Annotated in this window: 16 protein-coding genes; all 16 read right to left on the reverse strand. The window is 67.0% G+C overall.

Annotation, left to right across the window (positions count from 1 at the left end; all coding sequences use genetic code 11):
* Positions 1 to 12: 12 nt before the first annotated feature.
* The 16 genes from rpsS to ACFU3E_RS02645 all read right to left on the reverse strand — a co-directional run bounded on the left by rpsS (position 13) and on the right by ACFU3E_RS02645 (position 17,241).
* The gene (gene rpsS, locus ACFU3E_RS02570; RefSeq protein ID WP_003992359.1) at positions 13 to 294 is read right to left on the reverse strand and encodes a 30S ribosomal protein S19; all 282 of its coding nucleotides are present in this window, start codon (positions 292 to 294) and stop codon (positions 13 to 15) included.
* Positions 295 to 306: 12 nt separating this feature from the next.
* Positions 307 to 1,143 carry a 50S ribosomal protein L2 gene (gene rplB, locus ACFU3E_RS02575; RefSeq protein ID WP_010036731.1) on the reverse strand — a complete coding sequence of 279 codons (837 nt, stop codon included), beginning with the start codon at positions 1,141 to 1,143 and terminating at the stop codon, positions 307 to 309.
* A gap of 40 nt (positions 1,144 to 1,183) precedes the next feature.
* Positions 1,184 to 1,603 (reverse strand): 50S ribosomal protein L23, encoded by a 420-nt coding sequence (rplW, locus tag ACFU3E_RS02580; protein ID WP_010036733.1) that lies wholly within the window; start codon positions 1,601 to 1,603, stop codon positions 1,184 to 1,186.
* A complete protein-coding gene (gene rplD / locus ACFU3E_RS02585; protein ID WP_344459254.1) occupies positions 1,603 to 2,259 on the reverse strand; it encodes a 50S ribosomal protein L4 in 657 nt (218 codons plus the stop codon). Before rplD ends, rplW begins: the two co-directional genes overlap by 1 nt.
* Before the next feature lie 4 nt (positions 2,260 to 2,263).
* Entirely contained in the window at positions 2,264 to 2,908 is a 645-nt protein-coding gene (rplC, locus tag ACFU3E_RS02590; RefSeq protein ID WP_033308969.1) for a 50S ribosomal protein L3, read from the reverse strand.
* A 17-nt stretch (positions 2,909 to 2,925) separates the two neighbouring features.
* Positions 2,926 to 3,234, reverse strand: a complete 309-nt coding sequence (gene rpsJ, locus ACFU3E_RS02595) for a 30S ribosomal protein S10 (protein WP_003948644.1) — start codon at positions 3,232 to 3,234, stop codon at positions 2,926 to 2,928.
* A 471-nt stretch (positions 3,235 to 3,705) separates the two neighbouring features.
* Positions 3,706 to 4,341 (reverse strand): hypothetical protein, encoded by a 636-nt coding sequence (locus ACFU3E_RS02600; protein WP_384150835.1) that lies wholly within the window; start codon positions 4,339 to 4,341, stop codon positions 3,706 to 3,708.
* Entirely contained in the window at positions 4,342 to 4,860 is a 519-nt protein-coding gene (locus ACFU3E_RS02605; RefSeq protein WP_384150838.1) for a hypothetical protein, read from the reverse strand. It lies immediately after the preceding gene.
* A gap of 65 nt (positions 4,861 to 4,925) precedes the next feature.
* Positions 4,926 to 5,357 carry an SMI1/KNR4 family protein gene (locus tag ACFU3E_RS02610; RefSeq protein ID WP_384150841.1) on the reverse strand — a complete coding sequence of 144 codons (432 nt, stop codon included), beginning with the start codon at positions 5,355 to 5,357 and terminating at the stop codon, positions 4,926 to 4,928.
* Positions 5,358 to 5,384: 27 nt separating this feature from the next.
* Positions 5,385 to 9,932: a DUF6531 domain-containing protein gene (locus ACFU3E_RS02615; RefSeq protein ID WP_384150844.1), complete on the reverse strand. Its 4,548-nt coding sequence runs from the start codon at positions 9,930 to 9,932 to the stop codon at positions 5,385 to 5,387.
* 332 nt (positions 9,933 to 10,264) lie between these two features.
* Complete coding sequence (locus tag ACFU3E_RS02620; RefSeq protein WP_384150847.1) at positions 10,265 to 10,618, reverse strand: hypothetical protein; 354 nt, start codon at positions 10,616 to 10,618, stop codon at positions 10,265 to 10,267.
* A gap of 197 nt (positions 10,619 to 10,815) precedes the next feature.
* Positions 10,816 to 11,652, reverse strand: coding sequence for a carbohydrate ABC transporter permease (locus ACFU3E_RS02625; protein WP_384150850.1), 837 nt, complete (start codon positions 11,650 to 11,652; stop codon positions 10,816 to 10,818).
* A 2-nt stretch (positions 11,653 to 11,654) separates the two neighbouring features.
* Positions 11,655 to 12,644 (reverse strand): carbohydrate ABC transporter permease, encoded by a 990-nt coding sequence (locus ACFU3E_RS02630; protein ID WP_384150854.1) that lies wholly within the window; start codon positions 12,642 to 12,644, stop codon positions 11,655 to 11,657.
* A gap of 77 nt (positions 12,645 to 12,721) precedes the next feature.
* On the reverse strand, positions 12,722 to 14,065 hold the full coding sequence (locus tag ACFU3E_RS02635; protein WP_384150857.1) for an ABC transporter substrate-binding protein: 1,344 nt from the start codon (positions 14,063 to 14,065) through the stop codon (positions 12,722 to 12,724).
* A 122-nt stretch (positions 14,066 to 14,187) separates the two neighbouring features.
* A complete protein-coding gene (locus ACFU3E_RS02640; RefSeq protein ID WP_384150860.1) occupies positions 14,188 to 15,663 on the reverse strand; it encodes a glycoside hydrolase family 32 protein in 1,476 nt (491 codons plus the stop codon).
* A 519-nt stretch (positions 15,664 to 16,182) separates the two neighbouring features.
* The gene (locus tag ACFU3E_RS02645; RefSeq protein ID WP_384150863.1) at positions 16,183 to 17,241 is read right to left on the reverse strand and encodes a LacI family DNA-binding transcriptional regulator; all 1,059 of its coding nucleotides are present in this window, start codon (positions 17,239 to 17,241) and stop codon (positions 16,183 to 16,185) included.
* Between the last annotated feature and the right edge of the window lie 63 nt (positions 17,242 to 17,304).

The raw sequence follows: 17,304 nt of genomic DNA on the forward strand, positions 1-17,304 counted from the left end.
TCCACCCCGCGCTTAGCGGCGCTTCGACTTCCGGTCGTCCTTGACGTGACCCCGGAAGGTGCGCGTCGGCGAGAACTCGCCGAGCTTGTGGCCGACCATCGACTCGGTGACGAACACCGGAATGTGGGTCTTGCCGTTGTGCACCGCGAGCGTGTGGCCGAGCATGGCCGGCACGATCATCGAGCGACGGGACCAGGTCTTGATGACGTTCTTGGTACCGGCTTCGTTCTGCGCGTCCACCTTCTTGATCAGGTGGTCGTCGACGAAGGGTCCCTTCTTCAAGCTACGAGGCATCTCAACCCGTCCTTAGCGCTTCTTGTTCGTCTTGCGGCGGCGGACGATGTACTTGTTCGACGCCTTCTTGGGCGAACGAGTACGGCCTTCCTTCTTGCCCCAAGGGGACACCGGGTGGCGACCACCCGAGGTACGGCCTTCGCCACCACCGTGCGGGTGGTCCACCGGGTTCATGACCACACCACGCACGGTCGGGCGAACGCCCAGCCAGCGCTTACGGCCCGCCTTACCCCAGTTGATGTTGCTCTGCTCGGCGTTGCCGACCTCGCCGACGGTGGCGCGGCAGCGCACGTCGACCAGGCGGATCTCACCGGACGGCATGCGGAGGTGGGCCATCGAGCCCTCCTTCGCGAGCAGCTGCACCGAGGCGCCGGCGGAGCGGGCGAACTTCGCGCCGCCGCCCGGACGCAGCTCGATGGCGTGCAGCGTGGTACCGACCGGGATGTTGCGCAGGGCAAGGTTGTTGCCCGGCTTGATGTCGGCCCCGGGACCGTTCTCGACGCGGTCGCCCTGGCTCAGGCCACGCGGCGCGAGGATGTAGCGCTTCTCGCCGTCCGCGTAGTGCAGGAGCGCGATGCGCGCGGTGCGGTTGGGGTCGTACTCGATGTGCGCGACCTTCGCCGGCACGCCGTCCTTGTCGTGACGACGGAAGTCGATCACACGGTAGGCGCGCTTGTGGCCACCACCCTGGTGGCGGACGGTCACACGACCGGAGTTGTTACGGCCACCCTTGCTGTGCAGGGGGCGGACCAACGACTTCTCCGGCGTGGACCGCGTGACCTCGACGAAGTCGGCGACGCTCGAGCCGCGACGGCCCGGCGTAGTCGGCTTGTACTTGCGGATTCCCATTTCTCAGTCCTCGTCCGATATCGGACGATCCGGACCGCCCTCAGGCGGTCGGACCGCCGAAGATGTCGATACGGTCGCCCTCAGCGAGGGTCACGATCGCGCGCTTGGTGGACGCGCGCTGGCCGAAGCCGGTGCGGGTCCGCTTGCGCTTGCCCTGGCGGTTGATCGTGTTGACCCCGGTGACCTTGACCGAGAAGACCGCCTGGACGGCCTGCTTGATCTGGGTCTTGTTGGCGCTCGGGTCCACGATGAACGTGTACTTGCCCTCGTCGAGGAGCGCGTAGCTCTTCTCGGAGACGACCGGCTTGAGCAGCACGTCACGGGGGTCCGTGAAGGACTTGCTCAGCGGGGTCTCGACGGTGTTCTTGCCCTCGGCGGCGTGGCGGCGCGCCTTGGCGACGCGCGCGGCCTTGGCCTTCTTCGCCGCCTTGGAGGCGATAGCGGGGTGACGGATAGCCATCAGACCTCGCTCCCTTCGGTGTCATTGGCCTTCGGGCCGGACACGAAGGACTCGAAGGCGGCCTGGGTGAAGACCACGTCGTCCGAGACGAGAACGTCGTACGTGTTCAGCTGGCCCGGCTCCAGGATGTGGATCTGGGGCAGGTTGCGGGCGGACAGCCACGCGGCCTCGTCGGCGCGGTCGACGACCAGGAGCAGGTTCTTGCGCTCCGAGATCTTGCCGAACAGCGTCTTGGCAGCCTTCGTCGACGGGTTGTCACCCTCGACGACGCCGGAGACGACGTGGATGCGGTTGTGGCGGGCCCGGTCGGTGAGGGCGTGACGCAGCGCGGCAGCCTTCATCTTCTTGGGCGTCCGCTGCGAGTAGTCACGCGGCACGGGACCGTGCACGACGCCACCACCGGCGAACTGCGGCGCGCGGGTCGAACCCTGACGGGCGCGACCGGTGCCCTTCTGGCGGTACGGCTTCTTGCCACCGCCGCGGACCTCGCCACGGGTCTTGGTCTTGTGCGTGCCCTGGCGGGCAGCGGCCAGCTGCGCGACGACGACCTGGTGGATCAGCGGAATGCTGACCTTTTCGACGTCGAAGATCTCCGCGGGGAGCTCGACGGAACCGGCCTTGTCGCCCGCCGGCGAAAGGATGTCAACAGTGCTCATTACCTCAGGCCCCCTTGGCCGCGGTGCGGACCAGGACGAGGCCGCCGTTCGGACCGGGAACCGCGCCCTTGATGAGCAGCAGACCCTTCTCCGCGTCAACGGCGTGGACGGTCAGGTTCTGGGTGGTGACCCGCTCGTTGCCCATGCGACCCGCCATGCGGAGGCCCTTGAACACACGGCCCGGGGTGGCGCAGCCACCGATGGAACCGGGGGAGCGGTGCTTGCGCTGGGTGCCGTGTCCGGCGCCGAGGCCCTTGAAGTTGTGACGCTTCATGACACCGGCGAAGCCCTTGCCCTTGCTCTTGCCGGTCACGTCGACCTTGATGCCGGCCTCGAACACCTCGGCGGTGATCTCCTGGCCGAGGGTGTACTCGCTGGCGTCAGCGGTACGGATCTCGACGAGGTGGCGGCGGGGAGTGACGTCGGCCTTGGCGAAGTGGCCCTTGAGGGGCTTGTTCACCTTGCGCGGGTCGATCTCGCCGAACGCGATCTGGACGGACTCGTAGCCGTCGACGTCGTTCGTGCGGACCTGGGTGACGACGTTGGGGCCGGCCTTGACGACGGTGACCGGAACAACACGGTTGTTCGCGTCCCACACCTGCGTCATGCCGAGCTTCTCGCCCAGGATGCCCTTGATCTGCTTAGCCATCGTTCAGATCACCGGCCTCAGAGCTTGATCTCGATGTCGACACCGGCCGGGAGGTCGAGTCGCATCAGAGAGTCAACGGTCTTGGGGGTCGGGTCGAGGATGTCGATCAGGCGCTTGTGCGTGCGCATCTCGAAGTGCTCGCGCGAGTCCTTGTACTTGTGCGGCGACTTGATGACGCAGTACACGTTCTTCTCAGTGGGCAGCGGCACCGGGCCTGCGACCGACGCACCAGTACGCGTCACCGTCTCGACGATCTTCTTCGCCGAGCTGTCGATGACCTCGTGGTCGTAGGCCTTGAGCCGGATGCGGATCTTCTGTCCCGCCATGGCTACTAGTAGTCCTGTCTCTCGTAACGCTCTGGAACCCGGCGTTCCAGCCCTTCTGTCCGACCCACGCGGTCGGGCGTGTCGCTCTTCCGCTGACACAGATGCCCCTTGTTCGAACATCCCTGCAGGGATTGCGCACGGCCCATCCGGAACCGCAGGCCGGGGCCTAGAAGGCCACCGGGTGCCTGGCCGGTGCCGCACTAACGCTTCCCGAAAGATTCCCGTACGTCCGCCCCAGCGCTGCCGTGTGGCAGTTAGGGCGACGAGTACTGTGGGACTCGCTTCCGGTCCTCCCGGCGGGAGGCGCGCAGCATCAACACTCGACCGAGCAACTCGGACAGTCTGCCATATGGGGCAGGGGCGACGCCAATCGAGCCGGAGAGAATACCCCGGGGGTGACGTGGGTCAAACGCGGGGCGCGGCGGGGTGCCGTCGAGGGTGCCACGGAAGCCACTCCGGCCCAGCCGATCATCATGCCCCGAGCAGCTCCTCCAGCGTCTGGCCATAGGCCCGGAAACCCGCCCTGCCCGTCTCCGGTGCGTCGGAGTCCGGACGGAGGACGGCGGACAGATGGGTGACGCGCCACATCCTGAACACGTCGGCCGGCGCGCTGCGGTCGGTGGTGTCCGCCAGGTCCGACGCGATCTCGAGGATCTCGGCGATCCGGACCGCTCCCTGCCGGGCTCCTGTCCCGGCCGCGATGACCGCTGTCACCAGTGCCTGCAAGAGAGACGTCAACTGCAGATCCGCGCCCACGCGGCACATACGCCGCACCAGCCGCGGATCCTCCAGCTGCTCGAAGGGCCGCGGAACACCTGTGATCGCCCCGGACCACAGGAGAAGGACCGCCGTCGACACCTGGTGCTCGCGGAGATACCCCAGCTCATCGATGATCGCCATGGCGTCGTCGGTGAAGCGGCAGACGGACCGAATGCCGTCGAGGATCCGGTCCACGTCGTCCCGCCGAAGCGCCACGAAGGCACCCACAGACACGCCCGCGAGCTCCCAGGTACCGGTGAGGTTCACGGCGCCGATCTCCACCACTCCCCCGAGCGGGCCGAAGACGGTGCGTGCGAGCACTTCCCCGGGAACGGGAAGGGTCTCCATTCACTCGCTCCGCCCGCGCACGGCCTGCCAGGCATCCCCGCCCGCGTCCGCGGCCCGCAGCCACAAGTCCTCCAGTCTGTTCCGCACCGTCACAAGCACCCACCGACGCTTGAACCAAGGCGGCAGCCTGCGGAACGGCACGAACGTCAGCGTGTCGTCGATGGCGCCCTCGGCGAGCTCTTTGGGCCCCTCCGCACGCAGCGCGGCGTACAACTCCGGCGTCAACTCCCGGTTGAGCCGCGCCGCCGTACCTGCGGCAGTGAACGCGTACCCCCGCTGATCCGGAACCGGCAACTGCGTCGCCTTGACGATCCGAGGCGACGCCTCCTCCAGTGAGCACTGGAGCGCCAACCCGATCGCAGCTGTACCAAGACAGCTCTCGCCTCGCTCCCACGCGGCATCCCACTCATCGGGGTCGTCCAGGCCCAGCAGGCCTTTGCCGCTGTCCCAGTTCCACTCAGCCGCCATGATCGGTTCCTGCTTGCCCCCTGTCAGGACGATCTTGCAGGAGACCTCCATGCGGTGTGGTCGAGACCGGTCAGGCGTCAGGGCCGACGGGTCCGGCCTCTCGTACCTCGGCGCGACTACCGGTACCAGTCCTCGCCGTCACTTTCCAGCGCGCGGTGCAGGTAGCTCTCAAGGCTCGGCGCGACGAGGTCCCTGCCATCCGTCTCGTGGTCCCACACGAAGACATCGTTGCGCTCCGGCAGGCGAACGAAGGCGAATTGGTCACCCCCACCGTTGTCGCCGAAGAAAATGAGAGAATCGAAGGGCATGTACAGCGAGCGGTACTGTTCATCGCCACGAAACGAAAGGTTGTCGTTCAGAATCCGCTCGGCAGGCCAGATCACATCTGTACCGTATTCGTCCGAGATCCCGTCACTCTCGAGCAGGAACGAACGGAGATCGGCGGGAAGAGACTGCCCGAGGGATTCCTCGATCCGGTCGAGAGTGCCGGAATCCACTGGACTGCGGAGTTCCGCCGACGGAAACTCTTGGATGATCTCGCGCCACATAGGTCCGACCAATCTTTTCGTGCACGACTAACGGATACGCGGACTGAACCAGTTGCCGAGCATATCATCGACACGCGTCACATGATTCAAGACTTCCTGGCGACTTGGGTTCGGGTTCGCCTCATAAAACCTGTTCCACTCGACACGTATCTGACTCAGATGGACTCTGCTGTTAATATCACCCTTCGGTATTCCACGAAGGTTCTCCAGGGAATGTAGCTCATCCGCCGTAAACAGGCCGGGATACCGTTTGAGTACCTGCTGCTCAATTGCGTGATGGACGACAACCTTACCCTTGAGTTCGGGATGCGCCTCGAAGAATGTCTTCTTGTAGCTGTGGCTTGTGGTGCTTCCGACGGACGCTTCGGTGCGCGTGGGCATGTTCGGCCCCAGCACCGTCTCGTTTCGCGCGGCGGCCTGCTTGGCAGCGTCTTCGCAGGGGGTGAGGCCCAGCGGGTCCGCCCATGTCAAGGGGTTATGCACGTAGGTGTCGGGGTTCGGACCCGCCGCCAGGCCCAGAGGGTCTCGGCTGAGATAACGAGCTGTTTCGGGATCGTAGTGGCGAAAGAGGTTGTAGTGCAGACCAGTTTCGGGGTCGAAGTACTGACCGGGGAAACGCAGCGGGGTGTATGCACGCGCGGAGCGGTTCCACATGGTGCTGCCCCAGAGGGTCGACCGTGTGAACCAAGCGATCTCGCCTTCCTCATCCACAAGTTCGGTAGGGGTACCGATGAGGTCGGTCACTATGCCGAAGAAACGCTGATCAATTTCTTGTTGACTGGCATCTTCGTCGAGGATGCGTTCGGTCTGTGCGATGGGATGCTGCCCTTGGTGGTCCCATGTCACAACAACGGCTCGCGGATGGTCAGCGGACCATGTTCTCTGTTCGCACAGCGTTGTGCCGTCCCATACGAAATCGGTGCGCTCCAAGACACCGGCACCGTCCGCGGCGTGCTTTTGCTTGGCGATACGACGCCCTAGCGGATCGTAGACATACGTCCAGCGGGTTCCGTCCGGAGTTGTGACCGCTGTCAAGCGATCCTCGGCATCCCACTCGTAGCGCCAGGTGTCCGGCTTACGCGACAGACGAGTCTTCTGTCGGAGTGTGACGCGCCCCTGTACGTCATACTCGTAACGCACGCTGCCGGCCCTTTCCAGGCGCAGACCGTGATATCTGCGGTCGCCGACCGCCTCCCGCCCCGGGAACCCGGACGGCCAGAACGCGTGCGTCTGGTTGCCCTGTGAGTCGTAGGCATAGCGCTCCGTGCCCTGGGGTCCATGAACCGCTGTTACGCGCCCCGTCGAGTCCGTCTCGTAGCCGCTCTGCGCTCCGTTCAGGTCCTCGATTCCGCTGAGGTACCCGTCGGACCGGTAGCTGTAGCGACGCCGGCTGTGTGTACGTTCGTCGTGCACGAGAGATTGGGTGAGTCTGCGTCCGAGCGGGTCGTACGTGTGGGACAGAACCGCGCGGGCACCGATCCGACGTGCCAGTTCCTGTCCAGCGTCGTCTCGGTCGAAGCGCACGACGTTTCCCGAGCTGACCAGCTCCACGACACTGCCTGCCGTGTCATAGGTCCAGTTGCTCACCGTGCCGCTGGGGGTGGTACGGGTACGACGACGTCCCGCCAGGTCGTAGGTGTGCGTGAGATGGCGGCCGTTCGTCGTCTCGGTGAGGAGCCGCCCTACTCCGTCCCGGGTCATGGCAACCGTGGCTTGCGGCCCCGTTGCCTCTGTGAGGCGGCCGCACAGGTCGTACCGGAAGTTCAGAGTCTTTCCGTCCACGTGCTTGCGGAGCAAGCGGCCGAGATCATCGTGCTCGGTGTGGACGGTCTGGCCCATGGAGTTCGTACGCGCGATGAGCTGCCCGGCAAGGTCATAGGCATATCGAGTGGTAACGCCGTCGAAGTCCGTCTCGGATATCATCCGGCCGGCGGCGTCATAGGCGTACCGCCAGACACCGCCAGTGGGTGCGGTCGCCTGAGTGAGATGCAGATCCGCATCATAGGTATAGGTGAACCGCGCTCCTGACGGATCCGTCCTGGCAGACAGCAAGTCGAAGTGGGTGTATTCGTACGTGGTCACATTACCGGCGGTGTCTTCGTGGCGAATACAATTTCCTTCGCCGTCGTATTCCCACGTTTCAGTGCCGTCGGCGTCCGTTTGCCGGGTCAGCCATCCTTCCACGGACCATTCGAGACGCGTGACGTTGCCCAGCTGGTCCGTCAGCCGAATCGTGCGGCCGAAGCCGTCCCGTTCGTGGTGGACCATGCCGCCGAGCGGATTCGTGATCTCGACCGGGAGCCCTGCCCGGTCAGTGCGGATCGTGGTCGTATGGCCAAGGGGATCGGTGATTCCGCACAGGTGCCCGGCGGCCGTGTAGGCATACCGCATCGTGGCGCCGTCGGGGTCGGTGACAGCCGTACGGTTGCCCCTCTCGTCGTAAGCGCTCAGGACGGACGTACGGTCGGGCAGTCTGACGACCACAGCCAGGCCGAGTGCGTTATAGGTGTACTCAGTGCGAGCGCCGTCAGGACGCACGACCGCCACGCATCGGCCCTGATCGTCGTACTCGACCCGCGTGGTCCGCTCCAGGGGATCAGTGTGCGAGAGCAGGTGGTGGTTGGTGTCGTACAACCTCGTGCTCCGACCACCGAGCGGGTCCAGCTGGGCCACCACCTGCGAGTCGGCGTTGATGACGTAGCGGCTGACGGCCCCGGAGGCACTCGTCACTGTCGTGACCCGATGCCCCGGCCAGTCTTCGTCGATGCCGTCATAGTCGAAGGCGAAGGAGACATGCCCCGCGTCACCGCCTTGAGCCGTGCAGCGTCCATGCTCGTCGTATGTGTAGTGGTACGAGCTGCCGTTGGTGTCCGTCCAGGTCGTGATACGAAGCCCATCGTCATAGGCGAGCCTCAGTGGCACACCGGAAGATCCGACGACTCCGGTGAGCCGGCCGTCCGTGTAGAGGAAACGCTTTATGGTGACGTCGGATCCGTCCTCGCCGACGCCGCGCAGGTGGAGTGCCTGGACTCTGTCGTCGGCCACCGTGAAAGTGACGTGGTATCCGCCGGAGTGCCGCATGGCAAGCGGCGTGCCGTCCGGCCCGTAGTCGAGCGTGATGGTGGTGCCGTTTCGGTCGGAGATGCACCGCAGCAGTGACAGACCGCGTACCGCAGGTGCAAAGGTGCGTGTGTGCCCTGTGTCGTGGTCATGGACACGGAAACCGCCGCCCTCGAGAAGAGTGAGCGGCCATCGAGGTCCCTGTTCCGGATAAGAAGAGGCGCCGGTGGTGGTGGGAATCTGGTAGTCCAGCAACATGCCGTCCTCGGTGACGAAGACGACGCTGTCGTCGGAGATTTCCAGCCGCTGGTCCAGCGTCGAGGCCCAGGTGGGGCCGAACCACCAGCCGCAGCGGTAGTTCGAGGCGGCACGGCGGGTGAACGTGAGAGGCAGCAGGCCGGGCAGTTCCACGTCGGTCTGCTCCATATACATCGCGCCGGTGGCGATGTCGACGGGGTCACCGCATCCGAAAATCTTGGCCTTCAGACGGTTGAAGGTCCCCCCGGCTCCCTGCCCGAGCAGGCTTTTTGCGGTCCTCCCCACCCCCTTGACCCCGAGTGCCATGCCTTTGAGGCCGGTCTTGCCGAAAGCCTTGAGTCCCTTGGCGAGTCCCCCGAGGGTGGTCAGTCCCTTCATGCCCGGTATGCAGTCCAGGGCTGCCAGTCCGACATCCCATAGGGACGCCTGCCCCTTGGAGTATTTGTAGAGGGTGTCAGCGAGCACCACGAGCGCGGCGATCAGCACGATCGCGCCGAGAATCGGACCGCCGATGATCATCGCGACGATCCCGACGACCGCGACGACGACCTTGCAGACCGCGACGATGGTGTCCCAGTTGTCGGTGAACCAGTCGCCGACCTCCTCCCACCACGACCGGTTCTGGATACCCGCGTCGGAGGCCTCGTCGATCTTCGACTTCGCCTCGCGGGCGGCCTCCTCGCGCATCTTGCGCGCGTCCTCGGCCATCTTCTTCGCCGCCGCGAGGGCATCCTGCGCCTCGGACACGTCCGACTGCGCCTTGGACTGGGCGGACTTGGCGTGCTGCACATCCCGCGTGGCGGCGCGGACCTTCGCCTCGTCCGGCTTGTCCGTATCCGACTTGCTGCCCGTCGGGTCGTCCTCGTACTTGTCCGCCTCCTTGGTCGCCCGCGTCATCCAGGAGTCGGCCGAGGTGAGACGGGACTGGGCGGAGGAGAGGTTGTCCCGGGCCTCGCGGCCCTTGCGCAGGGCCTTGTCCGCCAGCGACTGCGCCCGCTCCAGCTTCGGCCAGAAGTCCGCCAGCGCATCCCCGCACATCTCGTAGGACTTCTTCAGCTTCCTGAGGTTCTTCGGGACGTCCGCGAAGTCCTCCTTGAAGACGTCCGCCGACTTGCCCGCCCACTCCAGGAGCGTGCCCTCCCCCGCCATGCCCTTGACCAGACGCAACGCGTCGGAGACGTCGTCGGCGAAGTCGTGCAAGTGCTTCGCGAGTGTGCGCACCCGCTGCGGATCACCAGGCGTCGGATCCTTGTCCAAGTCCAGGACATGCCAGTCCGTCGGCCTGTGGCCCGCCATACCGCAACCCCCGTCACGCGCACATCAACGTCAACAACCGTATGCACACGTGAACTTACAGGGCACAGTCGTTCGAGGAAAAGATCAGCAAGGAAGGTCGTCAGGCGGTCCTCACTGGAGCTGCGACCTGCGAACCCGAACCCAGGAACGCTGACCTCATTCCTCCAGGCATGCCGCCCGTTCCAGGCGGTATGCGAACAACCCGCCTCCGCACCCAGGACGCACCTAAGCTCCTCCAGGCGCTGACACATGTGGCAGCGGGCGGACGCGCAACAGCCCATGCAGACCCGGTCTCAGCTCCCGGAAGCCTGGGCCGCATCGCAGTCTCTGATCGTCCAGGCGGGCGAGCCCGGTTCGGGAGCGGGACGTACCTTCAGGGCCGAGAAGTCGATGGACTCATCGTCGTCGCCGGTCGGCAGTCGGCCCGCCTCGTCCGGGTAGTAGTACAGGCCATAAGTCCAGTGCTCCGGAAGTTCATGACACATGAGATCCGGATAGGGAGAAATGTCGGCATCCTGGTAGCGCTCGTTGATCCTCGCCACGGCCTCGGCGCGGGAGATGGCGAACCTCGACACCATTTCGCTCGCCATGTCTCGGAAATACTCGAGCATGCCGTCGTCGAGGCGCGCCAGGAATTCCGCGGTCATGATGTCGAGGCCCTACTCGTCGGTGAAGGGAGCTGGAGAACGGTTCGGCAGCCCGGTCGCAGAACGACACCCGCTCGATGACCGCTGTGCCGTCGTCCGCCGGCACCTGCCTCTCGAGAGGGTGCCCGAACAGGTACCGCTTCCGGAACCGGTCTCCTCGCCCCGCGACTGTCCCGAGGTGCTGAAGGGCGGCGGGTTCAGCCCTTGACCGCCGAGCTGGCGACGCCCTGGACGAACCAGCGCTGGAAGAACGCGAAGACGATCAGCACGGGCAGGACCAGCAGGACACCGAAGGCGAGAACCTGACCCCAGTCCACCGGTTGCTGGCCCTGGAAGACGCTCATCTGCAGGGGCAGGGGGCGTACCGAGGGGTCGGAGACCATGAGGACCGGCCAGAGGAAGGAGCTCCACTGGATGAGGAAGGTGAGGATCGCGACCGAGGCGTACACCGGCTTGGACATCGGGACGATGATCGCGAAGAAGGTGCGCCAGGGGCCGGCGCCGTCGATGCGGGCGGCTTCCTCGATGCTGGGCGGGATCGCGCGGAAGAAGGTGGCGAACTGGTAGATGGAGAAGGCGTTGGCGATGAAGGGGGCGGCCTGGATGTAGATGGTGTTGCGCTGGTCGTTGAGCATGTAGAACAGCGGGACGGCCACGGCCTCGAACGGGACCATCATGAGCAGCAGGACGAGGGTGAAGACGGCGCCCTGGCCACGCCACCGCAGTCGGGAAAGCCCGTAGGCGGCCATGGAGTTGACGATCAGCCCGCCGAGGACCACGACGGTCGACAGCAGCACCGAGACGCCCATGAAGCGCCAGAAGTAGCCGGTGGCGTCGGAGTTGAAGCTGTTCAGGACGGCGCTGTAGTTGTCCAGGGACAGGTGGGTGGGCAGGAAGCCGGTCAGGCCGCTGAGCACTTCGTCGGAGGGCTTGAAGCTGCCGAGGACCAGGTAGAGGACGGGCAGGACGAAGATGAAGGCCAGCACGCTCAGGACGGCGTAGTCGAGGAAGCGGCGCAGGGGTGTGCGGGTCATGGTCAGTCCTCGTTGCCGGTGCGGACGGCGCGGCGCTGGATGAGGGTCAGGGCGACGACGATCAGGAAGAAGACGACGGTGATCGCGGAGGCCTGGCCGATGTTGTTCTGGTCGAAGGCGGTGGTGACGGCCTGGTACATCACGGTGCGGGTGGCGTCCTCGTCGAGTCCGCCGCCCTTGACGAGGATGTAGACCTGGTCGAAGACGCGGAAGGACAGCACCGAGGTGAGCGTGGCGACGAAGACGAGGGTGCCGCGGATGCCGGGCAGGGTGACGTGGCGGAACTGCTGCCAGCGGGAGGCACGGTCGAGCTGGGCGGCCTCGTAGAGCTCGCCGGGTATCTGCTGGAGTCCGGCGAGGAGGATGACCATCTGGAAGCCGACGCCCTGCCAGATGGACAGCACGATGATCGAGGCCATGGCGGTGAGTCCGTCGCCGAGCCAGTCGAAGGCGCCCCAGTTGCCGAAGCTCACGGCGTCGAGGGCGGAGTTGAGGAGGCCGTCGCCGCTGCGGGCCAGGATGAGCCGCCAGATGACGGCGACCAGGGCCATGGGGAAGATGACGGGCATGAAGAACAGGGACCTGAACAGGCCGATGGCCTTCAGCTTGCGGTTCAGCAGGATCGCCAGGGCCAGTGCCAGGCCGGTCTGCACGGGGACCACGACAGCGGCGAAGGTCAGGTTGTTCAGCAGGGCCCGCAGGAACGGGCCGGACATGTCGGGGTCGGTGAACAGGCGCCGGTAGTGCTCCAGGCCGAAGAAGGTGGGCTCCAGCGGGGAGCCGAGCCGCACGTTGTAGAAGGAGAGCACGACCGCGTAGACGAACGGCACGCCGACGAAGGCGATGAGGCCGCCGAGGGCGGGTGCGGACATCAGCAGTCCGTGCAGCCCATCGCGGTTCCGGTGCCCGGGCCGTTTGGGCTTGGCGGAGGTCGGTGGCGGGGACGGCTCCCGCCCGGCGGGCGTGGCGGGTGCGGGGTTCACGGTGGTCACGGTAGGAGTCCTCTTCCCGGCCGGGAGGGACGGGCATGGTCAGGGTCTGCCCGTCCCTCCCGGCTGCTGGATGCCGGCTACGGCAGCTTGTAACCGGCGTTGTCCGAGAAGTCCTGGTCGATGGCGCGAGCGGCCTTCTCCAGGGCGGTCTTCGGGTCGGCTCCGCCGTAGATGTCGCTCAGCGCCTGGCTGAACTTGGCGGTGACCGTGGGGTATCCGGCGGTGACCGGGCGGGTCACGGCCACGCAGGACTTGTCGATCTGGCTGTCGCCGCAGGGCTTGGCGAGCTGGTCGGCGAAGAGCTGGAGCGGGCTGCCCTGCTTGTACAGCTCACTCTTGGCGAGCACGGACTTGGTCCCGGGAGGGGCACCGTTGGCCTTGGTCATCGCGGTGACGTTGGTGTCGTTCAGGAGGGCGTCGAGGAAGGCGCCGGCGGCCTTGCCGTTCTTGGTGTTGGCGCCGATGCCCCACTGCCAGGAGCCCTGGCCTGTCTTGGGGCCGTTGCCGAAGTCGGGCAGGGGCAGCACGACCAGGTCCTTGCCGAGGGCCTCGCTGTACGCGGGGTACATCCAGTGCCCGACCCAGCTCAGCGCCACGCGGCCCTTGGCGAAGGCGTTTCCGTCGGTGTTGGAGTCGGTGTACTTCTTCCAGCCCTGGAAGGTCTTCAGCGCCGACGCCACCTCCGGGGTGTCCAGGCTCCCTTCGGCCTTGCCCTTCTCCAGGAGCGAGCCGCCGGCCGACCAGACGACCGGGGCGAAGCCGTAGGTGCCCCACTCGGTGGCGTAGCCGTTGTTCTCCTGCAGGTCCAGGCTCTTGCCGTCGGAGTCCTCGGCGGCCAGCTTCTTCACGGCCGCGGTGAACTCCTCCGCGGTCCAGGCGTCCGACACGCTGGTGGGGTACTTCACCCCGGCCGCGTCCAGCAGCTTCTTGTTGCCGTAGATGCCGAGCCCGGAGTCGAACATGCCCAGCCCGTAGTGCCGGCCGTCGATCTCGCCCTGCGCCTTGATGGCGTCCGTGACGTTGGCGAGGGTCTTGGTGGAGACGTAGTCGTCCATCGGGGCGAGCTTCTTGTTGTAGACGAAGTTCGCCATGGTCGGGCCGTCGAACTCCATCACGTCCGGCAGCTTGGAGGCGTCGGTGGTGGTGATGGTCTTGGTGTAGTCGTTGTCGGGGATCAGGGTCAGCTCGGCCTTGATCTTGTCCTGCGAGGAGTTGAAGGACTTCACCGCGTTCTGCATGGCGGTGGCCTCGCTCGCCTGGCCCTGGTGGGCCCAGACGGTGATGGTGCCGGTACCGCTGCCCTCCTCGGCGGAGGTGTCGGCGGTGCCGCCTCCCCCACAGGCGGCCAGCGCGGCCAGGGGAAGGACGAGGGCCAGGGATATCGAGACGGTCCGGCGGGACCTTCTGCTTCCGGCGTTCATGGTGGGTGCCTCCGGTGTGCGGTGCGGGTGAGGGTGGGTGGTGCGGAGGTGCATTGGGGGGATTCGGGATCGCCACGCGCCTTGGCCACGGCGGCGTGGCGATGGATCCGTCATGGGATCCGTCATGTGGACCGCCCTTGCGGCAGTTCGGTGCCGGTGCTCGGCTCCTTGACCGTGAGGGGCAGCAGCTCCCAGGCGTCGACCGCGTAGCCCAGGGGCGCGTCGGTCGCGCCGCGGGCCTGCAGCCGCCACGGGCCGCCGCTCGTCGGGTAGAAGCGCAGGGTGAGCACCTGTCCGGTGATGGTGAGGAAGATTTCGGCGATGGAGTGGTCGACGACCACGCGCAGCTCCACCGGCTGACCGGAGGGACAGGGCATCCGGTAGGAGCCGCCCTGGGCGCGCGTGTCCAGCGAGGCGTGGTCGCGGTCGACGACCAGTTCGCCGGCGGCGGCGTCGAGCCGGATGTCGAGGTACTCGGAGCCGTCCGGGGTGGTGAGCAGCCGCAGACCGGCCGCCGCGGCCGGCTCCAGACGGGCTGTCAGGTCGAAGGCGCTTCCCACGCTGCCGAGTTCCACCGGCTCCGGACCGTGCACGACGCCCTCGGCGTGGACGGCGTGTTCGCCGCGCTGGCCGAGCAGTTCGGCGGCGGGCTGCTGCCGCAGTGTGCCGTCGCCGTCGACGGAGATCTCGCGGGGAAGCGTGAGCAGTCCGGCCCATCCGTCCGCGACCGCCCAGGATTCCTCGCGGGCCTCCGGGGCCCAGCCCCACAGCAGCCACCGGCCGCCCGGTGCGCGCAGCAGCGCGGGGGCGTAGCACTCGGGGCCGTGGTCGGCGAAGACGGGCGAGCCGGCTGTGAAGGTGTTGCCGCGTTCCTCGCCGATCAGGGCGGTGACGCAGCGTGCGCCTTCGTGGTCGTTCCAGGCGCTGAAGATGAGGGCGGCGGGCCGTCCGGACTGGGCCGGGAGGTACTGGGGGCACTCCCAGCCCTCGCCGGTGTGCAGGTCGGTACCGCCGACCGGCTCCTGCCGGCGGGCGTCGAAGAGGCCCAGGTAGGTCCAGGTTTCCAGGTCGGCCGACTCGTACAGCAGAGCCGCGCCGCGGCCGTCCGCGAGGGCGGCGCCGACCAGCATCCGCCAGCCGTCGCCGTCCTGCCAGACGTACGGGTCGCGGTACATGGTGCAGTCCTCGGGCCACTCGGGGATGAGCAGGTCCCCGCGCGAGGTGAAGGTCCGGCCGCCGTCGAGGGAGGTTGCGGTGGTGACCGGCTGATGCTGGGGCGAGCGGTCCCAGCGGTTCGCGGAGTAGAAGGCGATCAGCCGGTCGCCGTCGGAGACCGCGTTGCCGGAGAAGCAGCCGTCGGCGTCCTCGCCGCCCGGGGCGGGGGACAGCGCGATCGGCAGCGGCTCCCAGCTCAGCAGGTCGGGGCTGCGGAAATGGCCCCAGTGCATGTTCGCGTGGGTCGCACCGTAGGGGTTGTACTGGTAGAAGACGTGGTAGTGGCCGTCGTGGAAGACCAGCCCGTTGGGGTCGTTGATCCAGTTGCGGGGCGGGCGCAGGTGCGCGACGGGCCGGTAGCGATCACAGGGCGCGGTGGACACACACGTGCCTTTCGGTATGTACAGAGAGCGTGCGAAGGGCCGTCGGCGGACGGCGCCGGTCACGCTTCCTCGTAGGAGAAGGTGGCCTCCACCGGCACGCGCGGCGCGTCCGGTGGATGGAGTCCGTGGACCCCACCGCGATCACATGACGACGGGTGCGTGGTCCGGCGCGGGGCCGGCGGCGAGTTGCGGTGGCGGCTTGTTGACGGGCGGGGCCGACGCCCGGTCGGTGAGGAGCGCGAGGCTCAGCGCCCTCGCACCGAAGACGCCGAGGAGGGCGAAGGGGGCGAAGAGGCCGAAGAGGTGGTGGAGCCGGAGGAACGCGCGGAGCCCGGCTCGCCCGCGCCAGCCCGACCGGCGGAGGCGCCGGCGGATATCAGCAGGCCGGGGCGGCTCGACGGCTCATTGAAAATCTCAGGGGACATGTGTGTACCCTCACTGTGTTCCAAGTACTGACAGGGATGACGACCGGTCGCAACGGTCGCCTGTCATGGTGTGAATTGCTTCGCCGTCCCGGGGTCAGAGTCGGGGCGGCGAAGCGACCGATGCCCGCGCCACCAGCGGGCAAAGCAGCATCTCGTGCGTGTCCGGACCCGGTGGCCGGCCCGGCGGCTGGGTGAGCGCGAGCAACTGGGCCACGGCCCGTGCCCCCATCTCGTAGTGCGGAAGCTGAACGGTGCTCAGAGCGGGGTAGACGGACTCGCAGACCAGTTCCTGGTTGTCGAATCCGATGACCGACAGGTCGCCGGGGATGGACAGCCCGAGCTCGGCGGCGGCCCGGTATGCACCGGCGGCCATCCGGTCGTTGAAGCAGAACAACGCCGTCGGACGGTGCTCCGCCGTCAGCAGACGCCGGGCAGCCCGGTAGCCCGTCTCCACGTCACCCGGGGTCGTGCCGAACGGCACTGCCGTCTCGGCGGCGACCAGGGACGGGTCGTAGGGGACACCGACCTCGGCCAGCGCCTTGCGGTAGCCCTCCAGGCGGCCCTGCCGGGCGGGAAGGTCGACGGTCTGCACGGTCACGCCGATCCTGCGGTGGCCGTGGTCGGTCAGCTCCCGGACCGCCGCGTAGCCGCCCTGGACCTCGTCGGGCACGACGAACGGGATGGCGGGGTCTTCCGCGCGCGCGTCCAGCAGCACGGTGGGAGTCGAGTGCAGGCTCTCCGGCAGGCGCACGGTGCGGTGGTACATCGCCGCGTACAGCACGCCGTCCACCTGCCGCTGGAGCAGCATCTCGATGCTCGTGCGCTCCAGTTCGGCATCACCGCTGGTGTTGACCAGCAGCAGCACCAGGCCTTCGGCCGCGGCGGCCTCCTGGGCGCCGAGGATCATCCGGCCGGCATGGGGGGTGGTGGCGATCTCGTCGCTGACGAAGCCGATGGTCTGCGACCGCTGCAGCCTCAGCCCGCGGGCGAGGCCGTTCGGCGCGTACCCGAGCTCCTCGGCGACCTTCAGGACCCGCTGCCGCGTCTGTGCGCTGGCCCGCTTGCCCTCGACGCCGTTCAGGATGTGCGACACGGTCGCGGTCGACACACCTGCCGCCGCGGCCACGTCCTTGATCCCGATCCGGCGCGCCATCGCCCCTGCCCAAAGTAGTGGATTCCGGGTTGGTAAATCGTTTAGCCAACCGTGTGCACACGA

The sequence above is a fragment of the Streptomyces sp. NPDC057424 genome, assembly GCF_042803315.1.
Lineage (GTDB): Bacteria > Actinomycetota > Actinomycetes > Streptomycetales > Streptomycetaceae > Streptomyces.